Consider the following 16,773-nt stretch of genomic DNA (forward strand, 5'->3'; position numbering starts at 1 on the left):
GGACCGCGCTGCAGGCCCCATCCTGGGGCCCAGCGCTTGACGGGCATCCATGCCCGTCACCTCCCTTCGCAAGGCCTGCGTTCGGCCTCCTGAAGTCGCGAAGATCAAGATCAAGATCAAAAGCCAGATCAAGAGCAAATCAAAAGCCAGATCAAAAGCCAGGGTTAAAGCAGGGGGGAACCTGAAATCCTTGCCGGTGGTGGCCTGCACGCGGCGATAGCCGCAGCGCTATCAGCGCAATAGCGAACGGTGGTTGTTCTAAAACCTGCGAAAGAGGACAATTATCGGCTTCCCGTCACAACCAGCGACCTTGCATGGCCTTTCTTGCACTTGGTATCAACCATAAGACTGCCTCGGTAGACGTACGCGAGCGCGTGGCGTTTACCCCAGAGCAGCTGGTAGACGCCCTGCAGCAGCTCTGCCGACTGACTTCCAGCCGCGAAGCGGCGATCCTGTCGACCTGCAACCGCAGCGAGCTCTATATAGAGCAGGACCACCTGTCCGCCGACGCCGTGCTGCAATGGCTGGCCGACTATCACCGCCTCAGCCTGGACGAACTGCGCGCCAGTGCCTACGTGCATGAAGAGCACGATGCCGTGAAGCACATGATGCGCGTGGCTTCGGGCCTGGACTCGCTGGTGCTCGGCGAGCCGCAGATCCTCGGCCAGATGAAGTCCGCCTACGCCGTGGCGCGAGAGGCCGGCACCGTCGGCCCGTTGCTCGGGCGCCTGTTCCAGGCCACCTTCAGCGCTGCCAAGCAGGTGCGTACCGACACCGCCATCGGTGAAAACCCGGTATCGGTGGCGTTCGCCGCGGTCAGCCTGGCCAAACAGATCTTCAGCGACCTGGGCCGAAGCCAGGCCCTGTTGATCGGTGCCGGCGAAACCATCACCCTGGTCGCCCGCCACCTGCATGAGCAAGGCGTGCGCCGTATTGTCGTGGCCAACCGCACCCTGGAGCGGGCCAGTACCCTGGCCGAGCAGTTCGGCGCGCATGCCGTATTGCTGGCCGACATCCCCCAGGAACTGGCCAACAGTGACATCGTCATCAGTTCCACCGCCAGCCAGCTGCCAATCCTGGGCAAGGGCGCGGTGGAGAGTGCGCTGAAACAGCGCCGGCACAAGCCCATCTTCATGGTCGACATTGCCGTGCCACGCGATATCGAACCTGAAGTCGGCGAGCTGGAAGACGTCTACCTGTACACTGTCGATGACCTCCACGACGTGGTGGCGGAAAACCTCAAGAGCCGCCAGGGCGCCGCCCAGGCTGCCGAAGAGCTGGTATCGGTGGGCGCCGAAGATTTCATGGTGCGCTTGCGCGAACTGGCTGCGGTGGATGTGCTCAAGGCCTACCGCCAGCAAAGCGAGCGCCTGCGCGACGAAGAACTGCAAAAGGCCCAGCGTCTGCTGGCCAACGGTGGCAACCCCGAGGACGTACTGGCCCAACTGGCCCGGGGACTGACCAATAAACTCCTGCATGCGCCCAGCGTGCAGTTGAAAAAGCTCTCGGCCGAGGGCCGCCTTGATGCGCTGGCCATGGCCCAGGAACTCTTTGCCCTCAACGAGGGCTCCACGGACAAATCCCCGCAATGAAAGCGTCGCTGCTGAACAAACTGGATATCCTCCAGGACCGCTTCGAAGAGCTCACCGCACTGCTCGGTGATGCCGAGGTCATTTCCGATCAGACGCGCTTTCGCGCGTATTCCCGTGAATACGCCGAGGTCGAGCCGGTCTACGCTGCTTATAAAGAGTGGTGCAAAGTCCAGGGCGACCTTGAAGGCGCCCAGGCGCTGCTCAAGGACAGCGACCCGGACCTGCGCGAAATGGCCGTGGAAGAAGTGCGTGAAGCCAAGGAACAGCTGCTGACGCTGGAGGCGAAGCTGCAACGCATGCTGCTGCCCAAAGACCCCAACGACGGCCGCAACGTATTCCTCGAAATCCGCGCCGGCACCGGTGGCGACGAGGCGGCGATCTTCTCCGGCGACCTGTTCCGCATGTATTCGCGTTACGCCGAAAAACGCGGCTGGCGCCTGGAGATCCTGTCCGAGAACGAGGGCGAGCACGGCGGCTACAAGGAAATCATCGCCCGTGTCGAGGGTGAGAACGTCTACGGCAAGCTCAAGTTCGAGTCTGGCGCACACCGCGTCCAGCGCGTGCCCGAAACCGAATCCCAAGGCCGCGTGCACACCTCTGCGTGCACGGTGGCGGTGCTGCCCGAGCCTGACGAACAAGCGGCCATCGAAATCAACCCGGCCGACCTGCGCGTGGACACCTACCGCGCATCTGGCGCCGGTGGCCAGCACGTGAACAAGACCGACTCGGCGATCCGGATCACCCACTTGCCCACCGGTATCGTGGTCGAATGCCAGGAAGAGCGTTCGCAGCACAAGAACCGCGCCCGTGCCATGTCCTGGCTGTCGGCCAAGCTCAACGACATGCAGACCAGCGCAGCACAGAACGCCATCGCCAGCGAGCGCAAACTGCTGGTGGGCTCCGGTGACCGTTCCGAGCGCATCCGCACGTACAATTATCCACAGGGCCGGGTGACCGATCACCGTATCAACCTGACCCTGTACTCGCTGGACGACATCCTCAGCGGTGGCGTGGACGCAGTGATCGAACCGCTACTGGCCGAATACCAGGCCGACCAACTGGCTGCCCTGGGGGACTGATGACCATCATCGCCAGCTTGCTGCGCAACGCGCAGCTGCCCGAATCGCCCACCGAGCGGCTGGATGCCGAACTGCTGCTGGCTGCTGCCATCGGCAAGTCGCGCAGCTACCTGCACACCTGGCCCGAGCGTATCGTCAGCAGCGAAGATGCCGAGACCTACGCCGGTTACCTGCAGCGCCGTCGTGGCGGTGAGCCGGTCGCCTACATCCTCGGGCAGCAGGGCTTCTGGAAGATCGACCTGGAAGTGGCGCCGCATACCCTGATCCCGCGGCCGGATACCGAACTGCTGGTCGAGACTGCCCTGGAGCTGCAACCCGCCTCGCCAGCCAAGGTCCTCGACCTGGGCACCGGTACCGGTGCGATTGCCCTGGCCCTGGCCAGCGATCGCCCGGCCTGGCAGGTGACTGCGGTTGACCGTGTGGAAGAAGCCGCTGCCTTGGCCGAGCGCAACCGCCTGCGCCTGGGCCTTGCCAATGCCCAGGTGCGGGTAAGCCATTGGTTCGACAGCCTGGCCGGTGAGCGTTTCGACCTGATTGTCAGCAACCCGCCCTATATCGCCGCCGCCGACCCGCACCTGGTGGCCGGTGATGTGCGCTTCGAGCCCAGCAGTGCGCTGGTGGCCGGCGCCGATGGCCTGGACGACCTGCGCGTGATCGCGGCCCAGGCCCCCGCGCACCTGTTGCCGGGTGGCTGGTTGCTGCTGGAGCATGGTTACGACCAGGCAGCGGCGGTACGCGCCTTGCTGGCTGAGCAAGGCTTTATCGAGGTCGCCAGCCGCACGGACCTGGGTGGCCATGAACGCATTACCCTGGGGCGCCTGCCATGCTGAGTGATGAGGAACTGCTGCGTTACAGCCGGCAGGTATTGCTGGCCCAGATCGACATCGACGGCCAGCTGCGGCTCAAGCAGAGCAAGGCACTGATCGTCGGCCTCGGCGGCTTGGGCTCTCCGGTTGCACTGTACCTGGCTGCTGCTGGGGTGGGCGAGTTGCACTTGGCCGACTTCGACACCGTCGACCTGACCAACCTGCAACGCCAGGTGCTTCACGACAGTGCCAGCGTCGGCATGAGCAAGGTCGATTCGGCCTTGCAGCGCTTGCAGGCGATCAACCCGGAGATCGGCCTGGTTGCCCATCGCCAGGCCCTGGATGAAGACTCGCTGGCCGCTGCTGTGGCGGCGGTCGACCTGGTGCTGGATTGCTCCGACAATTTTGCTACCCGTGAAGCGGTCAACGCTGCCTGTGTGGCTGCTGGCAAACCGCTGGTGAGCGGCGCGGCGATCCGCCTGGAAGGGCAGCTGTCGGTGTTCGACCCTAGGCGCGACTACAGCCCTTGCTACCACTGTTTGTATGGGCATGGCAGTGAAGATGAACTGACCTGCAGCGAAGCGGGTGTTATCGGGCCGCTGGTGGGCCTGGTGGGCAGCCTGCAGGCGCTGGAGGCGATGAAGCTGCTGGCCGGGTTCGGCGAGCCGCTGGTTGGCCGCCTGCTGTTGATCGATGCCCTCGGCACACGCATTCGCGAGTTGCGGGTCAAGCGTGACCCGGCCTGTACTGTTTGCGGCAAACGCGATGGCTGAGCGCTCGGCGCCGATCGGCGTGATGGACTCGGGGGTCGGCGGTTTGTCGGTGCTCGCCGAGATCCAGCGCCTGCTGCCCAACGAGACGCTGCTGTACGTGGCTGACTGCGGCCATGTGCCTTACGGTGAGAAGTCGCCGGACTATATCCGCGAGCGCTGCCGGCACATTGCCGGGTTCTTCCATGCCGAAGGCGCCAAGGCCATGGTGTTGGCGTGCAACACCGCCACCGTGGCGGCGGTGGCTGACTTGCGCGAGTTGTACCCGACCTGGCCGCTGGTGGGCATGGAGCCCGCCGTGAAGCCCGCGGCGGCGGCTACCCGCTCGGGCGTGGTCGGTGTGCTGGCCACTACCGGTACCCTGCAGAGCGCCAAATTCGCCGCTTTGCTCGACCGCTTTGCCAACGACGTGCAGGTCATCACCCAGCCTTGCCCGGGGCTGGTCGAGCTGATCGAAACCGGCGACCTGACCAGCCTGGCGCTGCGCCAGATGCTGCTTGGCTATGTGCAGCCGTTGCTGGCCGCCGGCTGCGATACGCTGATCCTCGGCTGCACCCATTACCCCTTCTTGCGCCCGTTACTGGCCGACCTGGTGCCAGCGGACGTGGCCATCATCGACACCGGCGCCGCGGTGGCGCGTCAACTGCAGCGGCTGCTGGGGGCTAATGACCTGTTGGCCGAAGGCCCGGCCGGCGATGCCCGCTTCTGGACCAGCGCTGACCCAGAAACCCTCAGAACAATCCTACCTGTGCTGTGGCATAAGTCCGACGATGTGCAAAGATTTGCGTTGTGAAAAAAACGTGAAAAACAGCTGAACTATCGTTCCACTTATGCTTTCTACCGCTTTGCCTGAGATGAGGCGGACACTAACAACAGCATCAGGAAGAAGGATGTTTCTTATGGGGAAACTGCTTGGCTTGGCGGCGGCTGCTGCCTTTACCTTGGGGCAAGCGATGTCGGCACAGGCTGCCGACGTTTCGTTTTCGGTGGGACAGACCGGTGACTCGACCATGGTCTATCGGCTAGGGCTGCAATCGAACTGGGACGCGAGTTGGTGGCAGACCAGCGTAGGTCGGCTGACCGGCTACTGGGATGGGGCCTACACCTTTTGGGACGGTGACAAGACGGCGAGCAACCACAGCCTGTCGTTTGCGCCAGTGTTCGTCTACGAATTTGCCGGGGAGTCGGTGAAGCCCTACATCGAAGCGGGGATCGGTGTGGCGGCGTTTTCCAGCACTGAGCTGGAAAGCAACGAGCTAGGCTCGGCATTCCAGTTCGAGGACCGTATCGGCTTTGGTTTGCGCTTTGCCGGCGGGCATGAGCTCGGGGTGCGGGCGATACATTACTCCAACGCGGGTATCAAGCAGCCCAACGATGGGGTGGAGAGCTACAGCCTGCATTACCGCATGGCGCTCTGAGTTCACTTGCGCCAGCGTCTTCGCGGCGGGTCGACGCTTCGATAAACCCGCTCCTACAGAGGTACCGCAGCATTCAAGGCCTGGGTATTCCTGTGGGAGCGGGCGCGCCCGCGAAGGCTGTTTTTCAGGTATTAGCGCGTCAACGGCCACAGGCTACTGACGTCCAGGGTCTCCAGGACCAGTTCCGGTTCGCCCTGCGGCCACCGACGCAACAACGCTTCAGCGACCCCCTGCGGCGTCCATTCCTCCGGTATCGCCTGCGCGGACGTCACCGGTACCTTCAGCGACTGTGGCGCCACTACGGTCAGCTCTATGCCCAGCGCCTTCAAAGCCTTGCGTTGCTCACGCATCCATTGCGGCAGGTTGTTCCAGCCCGCCACGACCTGTGTCGGTGCATACAGCTGCAACGCCGAATAACGGTTGAACAGCGCCATCACCTGCGGCGAATTCCCCTTCGCCAGCAAAGGCAGCGCTTTGGTCAGGCAAAGCTCACCTGCCAGCTGGTTGGAACTGCCTATCGCCTCGAACAGCTCGCTATCGGCTACATCCTCCGGCAGGTAATCGCTGGTACCGGCATTGATGATCAGGCCATCGAGCGAGCACCAGGCATGGCATATCTGCTGGCAGGCATCCGCTGCATCTGGCTCGGCATGCAGCTGCCATGGCAGGCGCAAAAAACGCCGACCATGTTGTGCTGCCAACTTGTTCAGTTCATCGCTTTCCTTTGCACTGGCGGCAACGCGATGGCCCTGTTCGAGCAAGCGTTCCACCAAAGCCAGACCTAGTCCGTTGCTGGCGCCCGTAACCCAAAAACTACGTGAGTTAGACAAGACGTTTTCCTCTAATCCTGCCTGCGTGGTAGGCCCTTGAAGGCTTCCAGTGCACGCAGGCGACTGCTGCTGAGATCGACCATGGGATTTTGATACAAATTATTAGCAAAAAGATCGCTGGATTTCATCGGTTCATGGATAGTTCTCTCATCTAATTCACGTAATTCCGGCAGCCAGTGCCGAATGAAACGCCCATGTGGGTCGAAACGCTGGGACTGCGAAATCGGGTTGAAGATACGGAAATAGGGCACTGCGTCGGTGCCGGTGGATGCGCTCCACTGCCAGCCGCCATTGTTGGCAGCCAGATCACCGTCTATCAGATGGCGCATGAAGTGCCGCTCGCCCTTGCGCCAGTCGATCAGCAGGTTCTTGGTCAGGAACATGGCCACGACCATGCGCAGCCGGTTATGCATCCACCCGGTGTGCAGCAGCTGGCGCATGGCGGCGTCGATAATCGGGAAACCCGTGCGGCCCTGCTCCCAGGCTTCGAGGTCGGCCGGTGCATCTCGCCAGGGCAGGGCCTCGGTCTGCGCGCGGAAGGCGCGGTGTCGCGAGACCTGTGGATAACCGTTCAGGATGTGCTTGTAGAATTCGCGCCAGAGCAGCTCGTTGATCCAGGTCTGCACGCCCGTACTGCCACTGTCGAACTCCCCCCGGTTGCTGGCCAGTGCACCGTGCAGGCACTGGCGCGGCGAGATCACGCCAGCGGCGAGGTAAGTCGAAAGCTGGCTGGTGCCGGGCTTGGCAGGCAGGTCACGCTGTAGGTGGTAGTCGTCGATGGCTTCATCCAGGAAGCGGGACAGCCGCCCCTGCGCCTCGGCTTCACCCGCTGGCCAATGTTCACGCAAGGCGCGCGCGGGTGTTTCAAAACCGTCCACGTGTTCCGGAATCGGGTCGCTCTGGATCTGCAGCGGTGCCTGAGGCTTAACCCGGTGGGCCAGGGCAGGCAGGCTGCGGTGCAGGTGCTCCAGGCAGGTTTTCTTGAACTGGCTGAAGACCTGAAAGTAGTCGCCACTGCGGGTCAGGATGGTGCCCGGGCGGAAGAACAGCTGGTCGAGGTGGCTGTGTGCCTGAATGCCAGACTTTTCCAGCAGGGCACGGGTGGCATCGTCGCGGCGCTGCTCGTTGATGCCGTACTCTTCGTTCCAGTGAACGCTTGCCACCTGATGTTGGCGGCAGACGTCGAGCACTGCCTGGGGGGCTTGGTCCCAGGTGTCGATCTTGCGGATCAGCAGGGGGATATTCAGCTTTTCCAGCGACTGGCGCAGATCGCGCAGGTTACGCAGCCAGAAATCGACTTTGCAGGCGGCGTCATCATGGGCCTGCCATTGCCCGGGGCTTACCAGCCACAGGGCGATGGTCGGGCCGCGCTCGGTGGCGGCGCTGAGTGCGGTGTTGTCATCGATGCGCAGGTCGCTGCGCAGCCAGGTCAGGTGCATGGGGCATTCATCTCTACAAGCTGGCGGTCATGGGCTTGAAGCAAGCGCAGTGCCACCTGTGGGGTGTCGAACAGGGCGAGGTTGGGTAGCTCGAGGGCACGCAGCTGCGCTTCATGCAGCAACAGCGTCGGGCCGCCGGCCAGGATTGGCATGGGCAGGTTGTGCAGGGTGCGTTGCAGTGCCTTGCCATCGATGCGCGGCCCCAGGTGCAGGAGCACGGCGCGAGGGTTGAGCGTGGTCACGGCGCGTTGCAGGTGAGGGCCGGCAACGGCGTGTTCCAGCACCTCGACCGGGAACCCGTTGCTGGTGAACAGCCATGCACATAGCCATAAACCGGGGCTGAAGGCGCGTTCACTGTCTTCCACCAGCAACACCGCAGAGCCCTGCAGCAACTGGTTGTCATGGTAGACGCGGGCCCCTAGCTTGCTGCGTAGCCAACTGTGGAAAAACGCCTGCTCCAGCTGCGCATTGAAGTAATTGCGCCAGCGCAGGTCGAGGAGGTCGAGCAGCGGCAGCAGCAGTTGTTCGCACAGGGTAACGGCCGGGTATAAGGCCATGGCCTGGTTGAGCTGCTGGTCAAGGGCGCGCTGTGAGAGGTTGGCGATGGCCTCGATCAGCTGGAACTGCCGGGCCTGCCAGTCACCTTTGGGCGGCGTGCTGGAGGGTTTGTCGAGCAGCTCGCGTACTTGGCCAACCGATGCCCCACGTTGCAACCAGCCAAGAATAGCCTCGACCCGGTCGACCTGATCCAGCGGGTAAAGGCGATGCCCCTTGGCGGTGCGCTGAGGCTTGAGCAGGCCATACCGGCGCTCCCAGGCGCGCAGGGTGACCGGGTTGACGCCGGTGCGGCGGGCCAGTTCGCCGATGGGCAGCAAATCCTCAGACCGCATTGCGCAAGCCCAGGCTCTCGGGGTGCGGCTGCAGGTAGGCTTGCTGCTGCAGGTAGGGGTCGGGGTGCTTGCGCAAATGGTGCTTGAGCAGGGTCAGCGGCACCACCAGCGGCACCTCGCCTTGCTGGTACTGGCTGATGATTGTCTGCAACTCGGCTTTGTCCTGTTGCGTCAGGCTGTCCTTGAAATAGCCGCAGAGGTGCTGCAGCACATTGCAGTGGGTGCCGCGGCTGGCACAGCGGCTCAGGGCCTGCATCAGCTGGCTGAAGTAGCGTGGGCCAATGCTGTGTGGGTCGTCATCCTTGCTCATGCTGCCGAGCAGGCGGCCCAAGGTGCGGTAGGCCTGCGGGTTGTTGGCCATCACCAGGTATTTGTAACGCGAATGAAAGCGCACCAGGCTGCCACGGCTAAGGCCCTCGGCGAGCAGGCGCTGCCAGTCGGCGTAGGCATACACGCGGCTGATGAAGTTCTCGCGCAGTACGGGGTCATGCAGGCGGCCTTCTTCCTCCACTGGCAGGTCCTGGCGTTGCGCGCAGAAGGCCTGGGCGTACACGCCGCGCCCTCCCTGGAAGGCCGGGTGGCCGTTGTCCTGATACACCTTGACCCGCTCCAGGCCACAGGAGGGCGATTTCTGCATGAAGATATAGCCGCAGATATCGTCGAGCTCGGCGGCCATTTGCTCGCCATAGCTGCGTAGCGGGCCGGTCAGGTCCATGTCAGGGTTGCGGGTACCGACCACTTCCGGTCGTTCGGGATTGCCCACCAGGCGGATCGGGTCACGCGGTACGCCCAGGCCGATGGCGACTTCCGGGCACACCGGCAGCCAATCGAAGTGAGCATCCAGTTGCGTACGGCACAGGTCTGAGGCCTTGTGGCCGCCGTTGTAACGCACGCTGTGCCCGGTCAGGCAGGCGCTGATGGCAATACGCGGCTTGCTGTGGGCTGAGGGGTCGTGCATGGCTGCCTCCGGTAAACCTGTACGAAGCAAAAATATTGTACAAGTTTATTCCAGCACAGCCCGGACGTTATGCAAACTAGAATTTGTGTATGGCGCTACATCACTCCAAGTGTTCGAGCAGTCGCCGCGCCGCTTCCTGGCCGCTGAGCCAAGCGCCTTCGACCCGCCCGGACAGGCACCAGTCCCCGCAGGCGTACAAGCCTTGGTCGGCATCGGCCAGTGCGCCCCACTCATGATTGCTGCTGGGGCGCGCATAGAGCCAGCGGTGGGCCAGGGCGAAGGTGGGCGCTGGAACCACGCAGCCGACCAGCTCGGCGAATTCGCCCCACAGCTGTTCGATCACTCCTTCCTTGGGCAGGTCGATGTGCTGCCGGCTCCAGTCAGAGGTGGCGTGCAGCACCCAGGTATCGAGTTGCTCGTCGCGGCCGGGCTTGCTGCGGTTGCGGGCCAGCCAGTCAAGCGGGTTGTCCTGCACGAAGCAGCCTTGCATCGGGGTGTCCAGAGGTGCCTGGAAGGCCAGGGCGACCGCCCAGACAGGTTCCATTTGCACACCCGCAGCCACAGCGGCCAGTTTCGGGGTGGAGGCCAGCAGTGGCGTGGCCTGCGGTGCCGGCACGGCGATCACCACGCGGCTGTAGGGGCCATGGCTGCAGCCTTCGGTGTCTTGCAGGTGCCAGTACTGCTTGCCGCGGAACACCTCGGCGATGCGGCAGCCGAAGTTCACCGTCACATCCTTGAGCAGGCCACGGGTGATGGCGCTCATGCGCGGCACGCCCACCCAGCGCGTCTGTTCGTCAGGGGAGGGAGTGAGCTCGCCATCACGGTAGTTGTACAGCTGTGGCTTCCACTGCTCGGCCCAGCCGGCGGCAACCCACTGTTGCACCTGCTCGACGAAGCGCCGGTCACGTGCAGTGAAGTACTGGGCACCGAGGTCCAGCGCGCCGGCCTCGCTGCGTTTGCTGGCCATGCGCCCGCCACTGCCGTGGCCTTTGTCGAACAGATGCACGGATTGCCCGGCCTTTTGCAAGGCCTGGGCGGCTGACAAGCCGGCGATACCGGCCCCGATGATGGCAATAGGTACTGTCATGATGGCCTCTTCAAACCTTGCTATGAGCAGACTACGCTGTCAGGCAAACCTGTACAATGCAGAAATCCTGTATAAGGTTATTCCGCTTTGGCGGGCAGGTTGGCCTATGTTTATCCGAGAGCGTCGGGTCAAAAAAGTGCCTTGATGTTAAAAATAGACCACCGCCGCACTCTGCGAGGACACAGCCATGCATATATTGCTGACAGGTGGCACCGGGTTGATTGGCAAGCATCTTTGCCAGTACTGGCTTGGCCAGGGGCATCGGCTCACGGTATGGAGCCGGCGACCTGAACAGGTGGCGAAAATATGTGGCAGTGGCGTACGTGGCATCGCCCGCCTGGAGCAACTGGAGGCGGACGATCACCTTGATGCGGTGGTCAACCTGGCCGGTGCGCCGATTGCCGATCGGCCCTGGACGGCCGCCCGGCGCAACCTGCTGTGGGCCAGCCGGGTCACCCTGACCGAGCAATTGCTGACCTGGTTGGGCACCCGTGAGCAGCGCCCGCAGGTGCTGATCTCCGGCTCCGCGGTGGGCTGGTACGGTGACGGTGGCGAACGCGAATTGACCGAGGCTTCGCCACCGGTGCGCGAAGACTTTGCCAGCCAGTTGTGCATTGCCTGGGAAGAGACGGCCCAGCGCTCCCAGGCACAGGGTATCCGCGTGGTGCTGGTGCGCACCGGGCTGGTGCTGGCCAGCGATGGCGGCTTTTTGTCACGCCTGCGCGTGCCCTTCAAGCTGGGGCTGGGCGGGCCGTTGGGCGATGGGCGGCAGTGGATGCCGTGGGTCCATATAGACGACCAGGTCGCCCTGATTGATTTTCTCTTGCAGCACAAGGATGCCAGCGGTCCTTATAATGCCTGCGCCCCGGAGCCGGTGCGTAACCGCGAGTTCGCCAGGCGCCTGGGCCGGGCCCTGCATCGGCCGGCGCTGCTGCCGGTGCCGGCATTGCTGCTCAAGGCTGGCCTTGGCGAGATGTCGACCTTGCTGCTGGGCGGCCAGCGGGCGCGCCCGGTACGCTTGCTGGCGGCTGGCTTCACCTTCCGCTTCAACGATCTGCAATCGGCCCTGGACAACCTGTCCAGCCGCCTCTGACATAGGACGCTGCATGACCGATCACGCCCTGCTGCTGGTCAACCTGGGTTCCCCGGCCTCCACCTCGGTGGCCGATGTGCGCCGCTACCTCAACCAGTTCCTCATGGACCCGTACGTGATCGACCTGCCCTGGCCGGTGCGGCGCTTGCTGGTGTCGCTGATCCTGGTCAAGCGCCCGGAGCAGTCGGCGCATGCCTATGGTTCGATCTGGTGGGAGGAGGGCTCGCCGCTGGTGGTGCTGACCCGCCGTCTACAGGCAGCAATGGTCGAGCACTGGCCCCATGGCCCGGTGGAGATTGCCATGCGCTATGGCCAGCCAGCCTTGCCTGAAGTGCTGGAACGCCTGGCGGCCCAGGGTGTACGCAAGGTGACCTTGGCGCCGCTTTATCCACAGTTCGCCGACAGCACGGTGACCACTGTGATCGAGCTGGCAAAACAGACAATCAGCGAGCGCCAGTTGCCGTTGCAGATGCGCGTGTTGCAGCCGTTCTACGAGCACCCTGACTACATCGAGGCGCTGGTTGCCAGCGCCCGGCCGTACCTGGAGCAGGATTACGATCACCTGCTGCTGAGCTTCCATGGTCTGCCGGAACGGCACCTGAAAAAGCTGGACCCGACCGGCAAGCACGACTTCCAGGCCGCTGACTGCTGCAAGGACGCCAGCGCCGAGATGCGCGCGGTGTGCTATCGCGGGCAGTGCCTGGCCACGGCCAGGGCCTTTGCGCAGAAAATGGGCATACCGGACGGCAAGTGGTCGGTGTCGTTCCAGTCGCGGTTGGGGCGGGCCAAGTGGATCGAGCCCTATACCGAGGCGCGGTTGGACGAGCTGGGCAAGGCAGGCGTGAAAAAGCTGCTGGTGATGTGCCCGGCGTTTGTGGCCGATTGCATCGAGACGCTGGAAGAGATCGGCATGCGTGGCAGCGAACAGTTTGTCGAGGCCGGCGGGCGGGAGCTGGTGCTTGTGCCGTGCCTGAATGATCACCCGGAGTGGGTGAGGGTGCTGGCCGGGATGTGCGAAAGGGCCTGAATAGCTGGGGCCGCTTTGCGGCCCAATCGCGACGCAAGGCCGCTCCTACAGGGGACCGCGATCTACTTGTAGGAGCGGCCTTGTGTCGTGATGGGCTGCGAAGCAGCCCCAGGATCTCAAGGCAGCAGATCATCCTTTGGCTTATGCTTCCAGCCATCATTGCCCGGCAGGATCAGGTTCAGGGCAATTGCCACGATGGCGCACAGGGCGATGCCCTTCAGGCCCCAGTCATCCGGGCCGTCACCGCTGCCGATCAGCACGCCGCCGATACCAAACACCAACGTTACCGACACGATCACCAGGTTGCGCGCTTCGGCCAGGTCGATCTTGTGGCGGATCATGGTGTTCATGCCCACCGCCGCGATCGAGCCGAACAGCAGGCACAGAATGCCGCCCATCACGGGTACCGGGATGCTTTGCAGCAGCGCGCCGAACTTGCCGATGAACGCCAGGGTGATGGCGAAGACCGCCGCCCAGGTCATGATCTTCGGGTTGTAGTTCTTGGTCAGCATCACCGCGCCAGTCACTTCGGCGTAGGTGGTGTTGGGCGGGCCACCAAACAGGCCCGCGGCAGTGGTAGCCAGGCCGTCACCCAGCAAGGTGCGGTGCAGGCCAGGCTTTTTCAGGTAGTCACGGCCGGTCACGCTACCGACCGCAATCACCCCGCCGATGTGCTCGATCGCCGGCGCCAGGGCAACCGGGACGATGAACAGGATGGCCTGCCAGTTGAATGCTGGTGCAGTGAAATTAGGGATTTCCAGCCACGGTGCGGCGGCGATCTTGGCCGTGTCGACCACGCCAAAAGCAAAGGCCAGGGCAAAGCCCACCAGCACGCCGGAGATGATCGGTACCAGGCGGAAAATGCCCTTGCCGAACACGGCGACGATCAAGGTGGTCAACAGGGCTGGCATGGAGATCAGCATGGCGGTCTTGTACGGCATCAACGCAACGCCGTCCCCACCCTTGCCCATCGCCATGTTGGCGGCAATCGGTGCCATGGCCAGGCCGATGGAGATGATCACCGGGCCGATCACCACGGGTGGCAGCATGCGGTCGATGAAGCCGGTGCCTTTGATTTTTACCATCAGGCCCATGAAGGTGTACACGAAACCAGCAGCCATCACGCCGCCCATGGTCTCTGCCAGGCCGAACTGGCCCTTGGCGAGGATGATCGGGGTGATGAAGGCAAAGCTGGAGGCCAGGAACACAGGGACCTGGCGGCCGGTGACCAACTGGAACAGCAGGGTGCCGATGCCGGCGGTGAACAGCGCGACGTTCGGGTCGAGGCCGGTGATCAGTGGCATCAGCACCAACGCGCCGAATGCCACGAAGAGCATCTGCGCGCCCGAAACGACCTGGCGCCAGAGCGGGTCGTTGAAGCCGTCCTGCATGGTCAGGCGTCCTTTTGCTTGGTGCCGAAGATCTTGTCACCGGCATCGCCCAGGCCCGGCACGATGTAGCCGTGTTCGTTCAGGCGCTGGTCGATGGAAGCTGTGTAGATCTTCACGTCCGGGTGGGCTTTTTCCACCGCCTCGATACCTTCGGGTGCTGCGACCAGTACCATCGCGCGGATTTCCTTGCAGCCGGCCTTTTTCAGCAGGTCGATGGTCGCGACCATCGAGGCGCCGGTGGCCAGCATCGGGTCGATGATCAGGGCCAGGCGCTGGTTGATGTCCGGCGCGAGCTTTTCCAGGTAGGTGTGGGCTTCGAGGGTTTCCTCGTTGCGGGCAACGCCCACGGCACTGACCTTGGCGCCCGGGATCAGGCTGAGCACGCCGTCGAGCATGCCGATGCCGGCGCGCAGGATGGGCACTACGGTAATCTTCTTGCCGGCAATTTTTTCAACTTGCACCTTGCCACACCAGCCATCGATCTCGTAGGTTTCGAGTGGCAGGTCCTGGGTGGCTTCGTAGGTCAGTAGCGCGCCGACTTCCTGGGCGAGTTCGCGAAAATTCTTGGTGCTGATGTCAGCACGGCGCATGAGGCCGAGCTTGTGGCGGATCAGCGGGTGGCGGATCTCACGAGTGGGCATAGGGGGCTCCGAAAGGCGGGCAAAAAAACCGCGCTAGATTAATCTATTCAACCTGTGCTGTCGTCTGGTCATTTTGGACGTTAGTCCATAAATGCTTGATCTGGGACGAGCGGATGCGTACCTTTGCCCGCTTTTCCAAAATGCACCCCCGGAGAGCGCCATGTCCGCCGATCTCGAGCACATCCGTCAAGTCATGCGTGAAGCTGACTGCCTGTACACCGAAGCCGAAGTCGAAGCGGCCATCGCCAACGTCGGCGAGCAGATCTGCAAGGACCTGCACGACAAGAACCCGGTGGTGTTCTGCGTGATGAACGGTGGCCTGATCTTCTCGGGCAAACTGCTGACTCACCTGCAGTTCCCGCTGGAAGCCTCTTACCTGCACGCCACCCGCTACCGTAACCAGACCAGCGGCGGCGAACTGTTCTGGAAGGCCAAGCCGGAAGTGTCGTTCATCGACCGTGACGTGCTGATCGTTGACGACATCCTCGACGAAGGCCACACCCTCAGCGCCATCATCGAGTTCTGCAAGCATGCCGGCGCGCGCTCGGTGCACACCGCGGTCCTGATCGACAAGGACCACGACCGCAAGGCCAGCCCGGACCTCAAGGCCAACTACGTGGGCCTGCCGTGTATCGACCGCTACATCTTCGGTTACGGCATGGACTACAAAGGCTACTGGCGCAATGCCAACGGCATTTTCGCCGTCAAGGGGCTGTGACCATGCGCCAGCCTGCGTTCATCGACCAATCGCTGTTCGCCGGGCTGGCCGAAAAGGCTGCCGCCAACCCGCGTGGGCGGCAGCACCATACCTTCCATGAGATGGAAGAGCCCTGCCACCGCATGGCGGTCGGGCTGCAGCCGAGTACCTACATTCCGCCGCACCGCCATTTGAGCGCCGACAAGGCTGAAACCTTGATAGTGCTGAAGGGGCGTTTCGGCCTGCTGATCTTCGATGAGCAGGGCGCCGTCACCGACAAGCGGGTGCTGCAGGCAGGCGGTGACTGCCTGGGCGTGGACCTGGCACCCGGTACCTACCATGGGCTGGTGGTGCTGGAACCGGACAGCATCCTGTTCGAATGCAAGGCCGGGCCATACCGGCCGGTGGGCGAGGGCGAACATGCGCACTGGGCGCCGCGTGAGGGCGAGGCGGGTGTGGCCGAATACCAGGCCTGGTTGCTCGCCCAGTTCGCCTGACGGGGTCGGTACAGCCTGGATACACCATGCTAGAGTGCGCCTTCATTCAAGGAGCCTCACATGCGTGCGATTCTTCCCCTCCTGTTGGCGGTCAGCCTGCCACTCGCCGCCGCACCGCTGCACAGCCAGTTCCTGCCGCCTGACGACCTGTCCCTGCGCCAGGAAGCGCCGACCGGCCAGCAACTGCTGCAAGTGACCGACTACTCGGTGGTGGTGGGGGCCCAGCGCCAGTCCGACCAGCAGCCTATCCCGATCACCTCGTCGTTGCAGGTGCGCCTGAAGGGCAAGCCGTTGAGCAAGGGCGCGACCATCGCCCAGGTATTGCTGACGTTCGACGGTGAAGCGGCCAAGAGCCTGAAGAAGCCTGTGTATGACGAAAAAAGCCGCACCTTGAGCCTGAATTACCCGGTCAGTGACTACCGGGTAATCATGGACCTGCTGCGCAACGAGACCCTGTACGTGCAGTTTCTCACCTATGGCAACGGCCACATCTGGGCCGACCTGCACACCGGTACCGTACGTACGCGTTGAGGCACGCGGCCTGCGAGGGGTAAACTG

19 protein-coding genes are annotated in these 16,773 nt (G+C 63.3%); 11 read left to right on the forward strand and 8 right to left on the reverse strand.

Translation table 11 applies throughout. The features are described from left to right. On the reverse strand, window positions 1-210 hold a 210-nt coding region (locus tag AK81_RS30305), incomplete at its 3' end, for a hypothetical protein (protein ID WP_043200497.1). 104 nt (window positions 211-314) lie between these two features. Between AK81_RS30305 and hemA the strand changes: the two genes are divergently transcribed. The 6 genes from hemA to AK81_RS16640 all read left to right on the forward strand — a co-directional run bounded on the left by hemA (window position 315) and on the right by AK81_RS16640 (window position 5,665). Then, complete coding sequence (gene hemA, locus AK81_RS16615) at window positions 315-1,592, forward strand: glutamyl-tRNA reductase (protein WP_043200498.1); 1,278 nt, start codon at window positions 315-317, stop codon at window positions 1,590-1,592. Continuing rightward, complete coding sequence (prfA, locus tag AK81_RS16620) at window positions 1,589-2,671, forward strand: peptide chain release factor 1 (RefSeq protein ID WP_016501505.1); 1,083 nt, start codon at window positions 1,589-1,591, stop codon at window positions 2,669-2,671. The genes hemA and prfA overlap by 4 nt, the downstream gene beginning before the upstream one ends. Further along, complete coding sequence (gene prmC / locus AK81_RS16625) at window positions 2,671-3,501, forward strand: peptide chain release factor N(5)-glutamine methyltransferase (RefSeq protein ID WP_043200499.1); 831 nt, start codon at window positions 2,671-2,673, stop codon at window positions 3,499-3,501. Before prfA ends, prmC begins: the two co-directional genes overlap by 1 nt. Then, window positions 3,495-4,250, forward strand: coding sequence for a molybdopterin-synthase adenylyltransferase MoeB (locus AK81_RS16630; RefSeq protein ID WP_043200500.1), 756 nt, complete (start codon window positions 3,495-3,497; stop codon window positions 4,248-4,250). The genes prmC and AK81_RS16630 overlap by 7 nt, the downstream gene beginning before the upstream one ends. Continuing rightward, window positions 4,243-5,040, forward strand: a complete 798-nt coding sequence (gene murI / locus AK81_RS16635) for a glutamate racemase (protein WP_043200501.1) — start codon at window positions 4,243-4,245, stop codon at window positions 5,038-5,040. The genes AK81_RS16630 and murI overlap by 8 nt, the downstream gene beginning before the upstream one ends. Window positions 5,041-5,146: 106 nt before the next feature. After that, window positions 5,147-5,665, forward strand: coding sequence for an acyloxyacyl hydrolase (locus tag AK81_RS16640; RefSeq protein WP_043200503.1), 519 nt, complete (start codon window positions 5,147-5,149; stop codon window positions 5,663-5,665). Window positions 5,666-5,796: 131 nt separating this feature from the next. Here the strand turns inward: AK81_RS16640 and AK81_RS16645 are convergent, their stop codons facing one another. The 5 genes from AK81_RS16645 to AK81_RS16665 all read right to left on the reverse strand — a co-directional run bounded on the left by AK81_RS16645 (window position 5,797) and on the right by AK81_RS16665 (window position 10,869). Beyond that, complete coding sequence (locus AK81_RS16645; protein ID WP_043200504.1) at window positions 5,797-6,495, reverse strand: SDR family oxidoreductase; 699 nt, start codon at window positions 6,493-6,495, stop codon at window positions 5,797-5,799. A gap of 11 nt (window positions 6,496-6,506) precedes the next feature. Beyond that, the gene (gene phrB / locus AK81_RS16650; protein WP_043200505.1) at window positions 6,507-7,934 is read right to left on the reverse strand and encodes a deoxyribodipyrimidine photo-lyase; all 1,428 of its coding nucleotides are present in this window, start codon (window positions 7,932-7,934) and stop codon (window positions 6,507-6,509) included. Next, complete coding sequence (locus tag AK81_RS16655) at window positions 7,925-8,824, reverse strand: MerR family transcriptional regulator (RefSeq protein ID WP_043200506.1); 900 nt, start codon at window positions 8,822-8,824, stop codon at window positions 7,925-7,927. Before AK81_RS16655 ends, phrB begins: the two co-directional genes overlap by 10 nt. Beyond that, the gene (locus AK81_RS16660) at window positions 8,814-9,782 is read right to left on the reverse strand and encodes a YbgA family protein (protein ID WP_043200507.1); all 969 of its coding nucleotides are present in this window, start codon (window positions 9,780-9,782) and stop codon (window positions 8,814-8,816) included. Before AK81_RS16660 ends, AK81_RS16655 begins: the two co-directional genes overlap by 11 nt. Window positions 9,783-9,882: 100 nt before the next feature. Continuing rightward, window positions 9,883-10,869 carry an NAD(P)/FAD-dependent oxidoreductase gene (locus AK81_RS16665; RefSeq protein ID WP_043200509.1) on the reverse strand — a complete coding sequence of 329 codons (987 nt, stop codon included), beginning with the start codon at window positions 10,867-10,869 and terminating at the stop codon, window positions 9,883-9,885. Between the two features lie 187 nt (window positions 10,870-11,056). On the opposite strand from AK81_RS16665, the gene AK81_RS16670 reads away from it, so the two are divergent. Then, window positions 11,057-11,962, forward strand: a complete 906-nt coding sequence (locus AK81_RS16670) for a TIGR01777 family oxidoreductase (protein WP_043200510.1) — start codon at window positions 11,057-11,059, stop codon at window positions 11,960-11,962. A gap of 13 nt (window positions 11,963-11,975) precedes the next feature. Then, complete coding sequence (gene hemH / locus AK81_RS16675) at window positions 11,976-12,989, forward strand: ferrochelatase (RefSeq protein ID WP_043200512.1); 1,014 nt, start codon at window positions 11,976-11,978, stop codon at window positions 12,987-12,989. Window positions 12,990-13,105: 116 nt separating this feature from the next. On the opposite strand, the gene AK81_RS16680 is transcribed toward hemH, so the two are convergent. After that, window positions 13,106-14,380, reverse strand: coding sequence for a uracil-xanthine permease family protein (locus AK81_RS16680; protein WP_043200513.1), 1,275 nt, complete (start codon window positions 14,378-14,380; stop codon window positions 13,106-13,108). 2 nt (window positions 14,381-14,382) lie between these two features. Next, window positions 14,383-15,021, reverse strand: coding sequence for a uracil phosphoribosyltransferase (upp, locus tag AK81_RS16685; protein WP_043200515.1), 639 nt, complete (start codon window positions 15,019-15,021; stop codon window positions 14,383-14,385). A 160-nt stretch (window positions 15,022-15,181) separates the two neighbouring features. Between upp and AK81_RS16690 the strand changes: the two genes are divergently transcribed. Genes AK81_RS16690 through AK81_RS16700 form a run of 3 tightly spaced genes read left to right on the forward strand, consistent with a single transcriptional unit; the run spans window position 15,182 to window position 16,746 of the window. After that, window positions 15,182-15,739 carry a hypoxanthine-guanine phosphoribosyltransferase gene (locus tag AK81_RS16690; protein WP_043200516.1) on the forward strand — a complete coding sequence of 186 codons (558 nt, stop codon included), beginning with the start codon at window positions 15,182-15,184 and terminating at the stop codon, window positions 15,737-15,739. 2 nt (window positions 15,740-15,741) lie between these two features. Further along, window positions 15,742-16,215: a WbuC family cupin fold metalloprotein gene (locus AK81_RS16695; protein ID WP_043200518.1), complete on the forward strand. Its 474-nt coding sequence runs from the start codon at window positions 15,742-15,744 to the stop codon at window positions 16,213-16,215. Window positions 16,216-16,275: 60 nt separating this feature from the next. Next, window positions 16,276-16,746, forward strand: coding sequence for a hypothetical protein (locus tag AK81_RS16700; protein ID WP_043200520.1), 471 nt, complete (start codon window positions 16,276-16,278; stop codon window positions 16,744-16,746). Window positions 16,747-16,773: the final 27 nt, after the last annotated feature.

Origin of the sequence: Pseudomonas putida W15Oct28, assembly GCF_000708715.2 — a bacterium.
In the GTDB taxonomy this organism is placed as follows: Bacteria; Pseudomonadota; Gammaproteobacteria; order Pseudomonadales; family Pseudomonadaceae; genus Aquipseudomonas; species Aquipseudomonas putida_R.

Excerpts from the sequence above, each read along its gene's own strand:
- hemA (WP_043200498.1), top strand. The coding sequence starts at position 315 with ATGGCCTTTCTTGCACTTGGTATCAACCATAAGACTGCCTCGGTAGAC.
- prfA (WP_016501505.1), top strand. The coding sequence starts at position 1,589 with ATGAAAGCGTCGCTGCTGAACAAACTGGATATCCTCCAGGACCGCTTC.
- prmC (WP_043200499.1), top strand. The coding sequence starts at position 2,671 with ATGACCATCATCGCCAGCTTGCTGCGCAACGCGCAGCTGCCCGAATCG.
- AK81_RS16630 (WP_043200500.1), top strand. The coding sequence starts at position 3,495 with ATGCTGAGTGATGAGGAACTGCTGCGTTACAGCCGGCAGGTATTGCTG.
- murI (WP_043200501.1), top strand. The coding sequence starts at position 4,243 with ATGGCTGAGCGCTCGGCGCCGATCGGCGTGATGGACTCGGGGGTCGGC.
- AK81_RS16640 (WP_043200503.1), top strand. The coding sequence starts at position 5,147 with ATGGGGAAACTGCTTGGCTTGGCGGCGGCTGCTGCCTTTACCTTGGGG.
- phrB (WP_043200505.1), bottom strand. The coding sequence starts at position 7,934 with ATGCACCTGACCTGGCTGCGCAGCGACCTGCGCATCGATGACAACACC.
- AK81_RS16655 (WP_043200506.1), bottom strand. The coding sequence starts at position 8,824 with ATGCGGTCTGAGGATTTGCTGCCCATCGGCGAACTGGCCCGCCGCACC.
- AK81_RS16660 (WP_043200507.1), bottom strand. The coding sequence starts at position 9,782 with ATGCACGACCCCTCAGCCCACAGCAAGCCGCGTATTGCCATCAGCGCC.
- AK81_RS16665 (WP_043200509.1), bottom strand. The coding sequence starts at position 10,869 with ATGACAGTACCTATTGCCATCATCGGGGCCGGTATCGCCGGCTTGTCA.
- AK81_RS16670 (WP_043200510.1), top strand. The coding sequence starts at position 11,057 with ATGCATATATTGCTGACAGGTGGCACCGGGTTGATTGGCAAGCATCTT.
- hemH (WP_043200512.1), top strand. The coding sequence starts at position 11,976 with ATGACCGATCACGCCCTGCTGCTGGTCAACCTGGGTTCCCCGGCCTCC.
- AK81_RS16680 (WP_043200513.1), bottom strand. The coding sequence starts at position 14,380 with ATGCAGGACGGCTTCAACGACCCGCTCTGGCGCCAGGTCGTTTCGGGC.
- upp (WP_043200515.1), bottom strand. The coding sequence starts at position 15,021 with ATGCCCACTCGTGAGATCCGCCACCCGCTGATCCGCCACAAGCTCGGC.
- AK81_RS16690 (WP_043200516.1), top strand. The coding sequence starts at position 15,182 with ATGTCCGCCGATCTCGAGCACATCCGTCAAGTCATGCGTGAAGCTGAC.
- AK81_RS16695 (WP_043200518.1), top strand. The coding sequence starts at position 15,742 with ATGCGCCAGCCTGCGTTCATCGACCAATCGCTGTTCGCCGGGCTGGCC.
- AK81_RS16700 (WP_043200520.1), top strand. The coding sequence starts at position 16,276 with ATGCGTGCGATTCTTCCCCTCCTGTTGGCGGTCAGCCTGCCACTCGCC.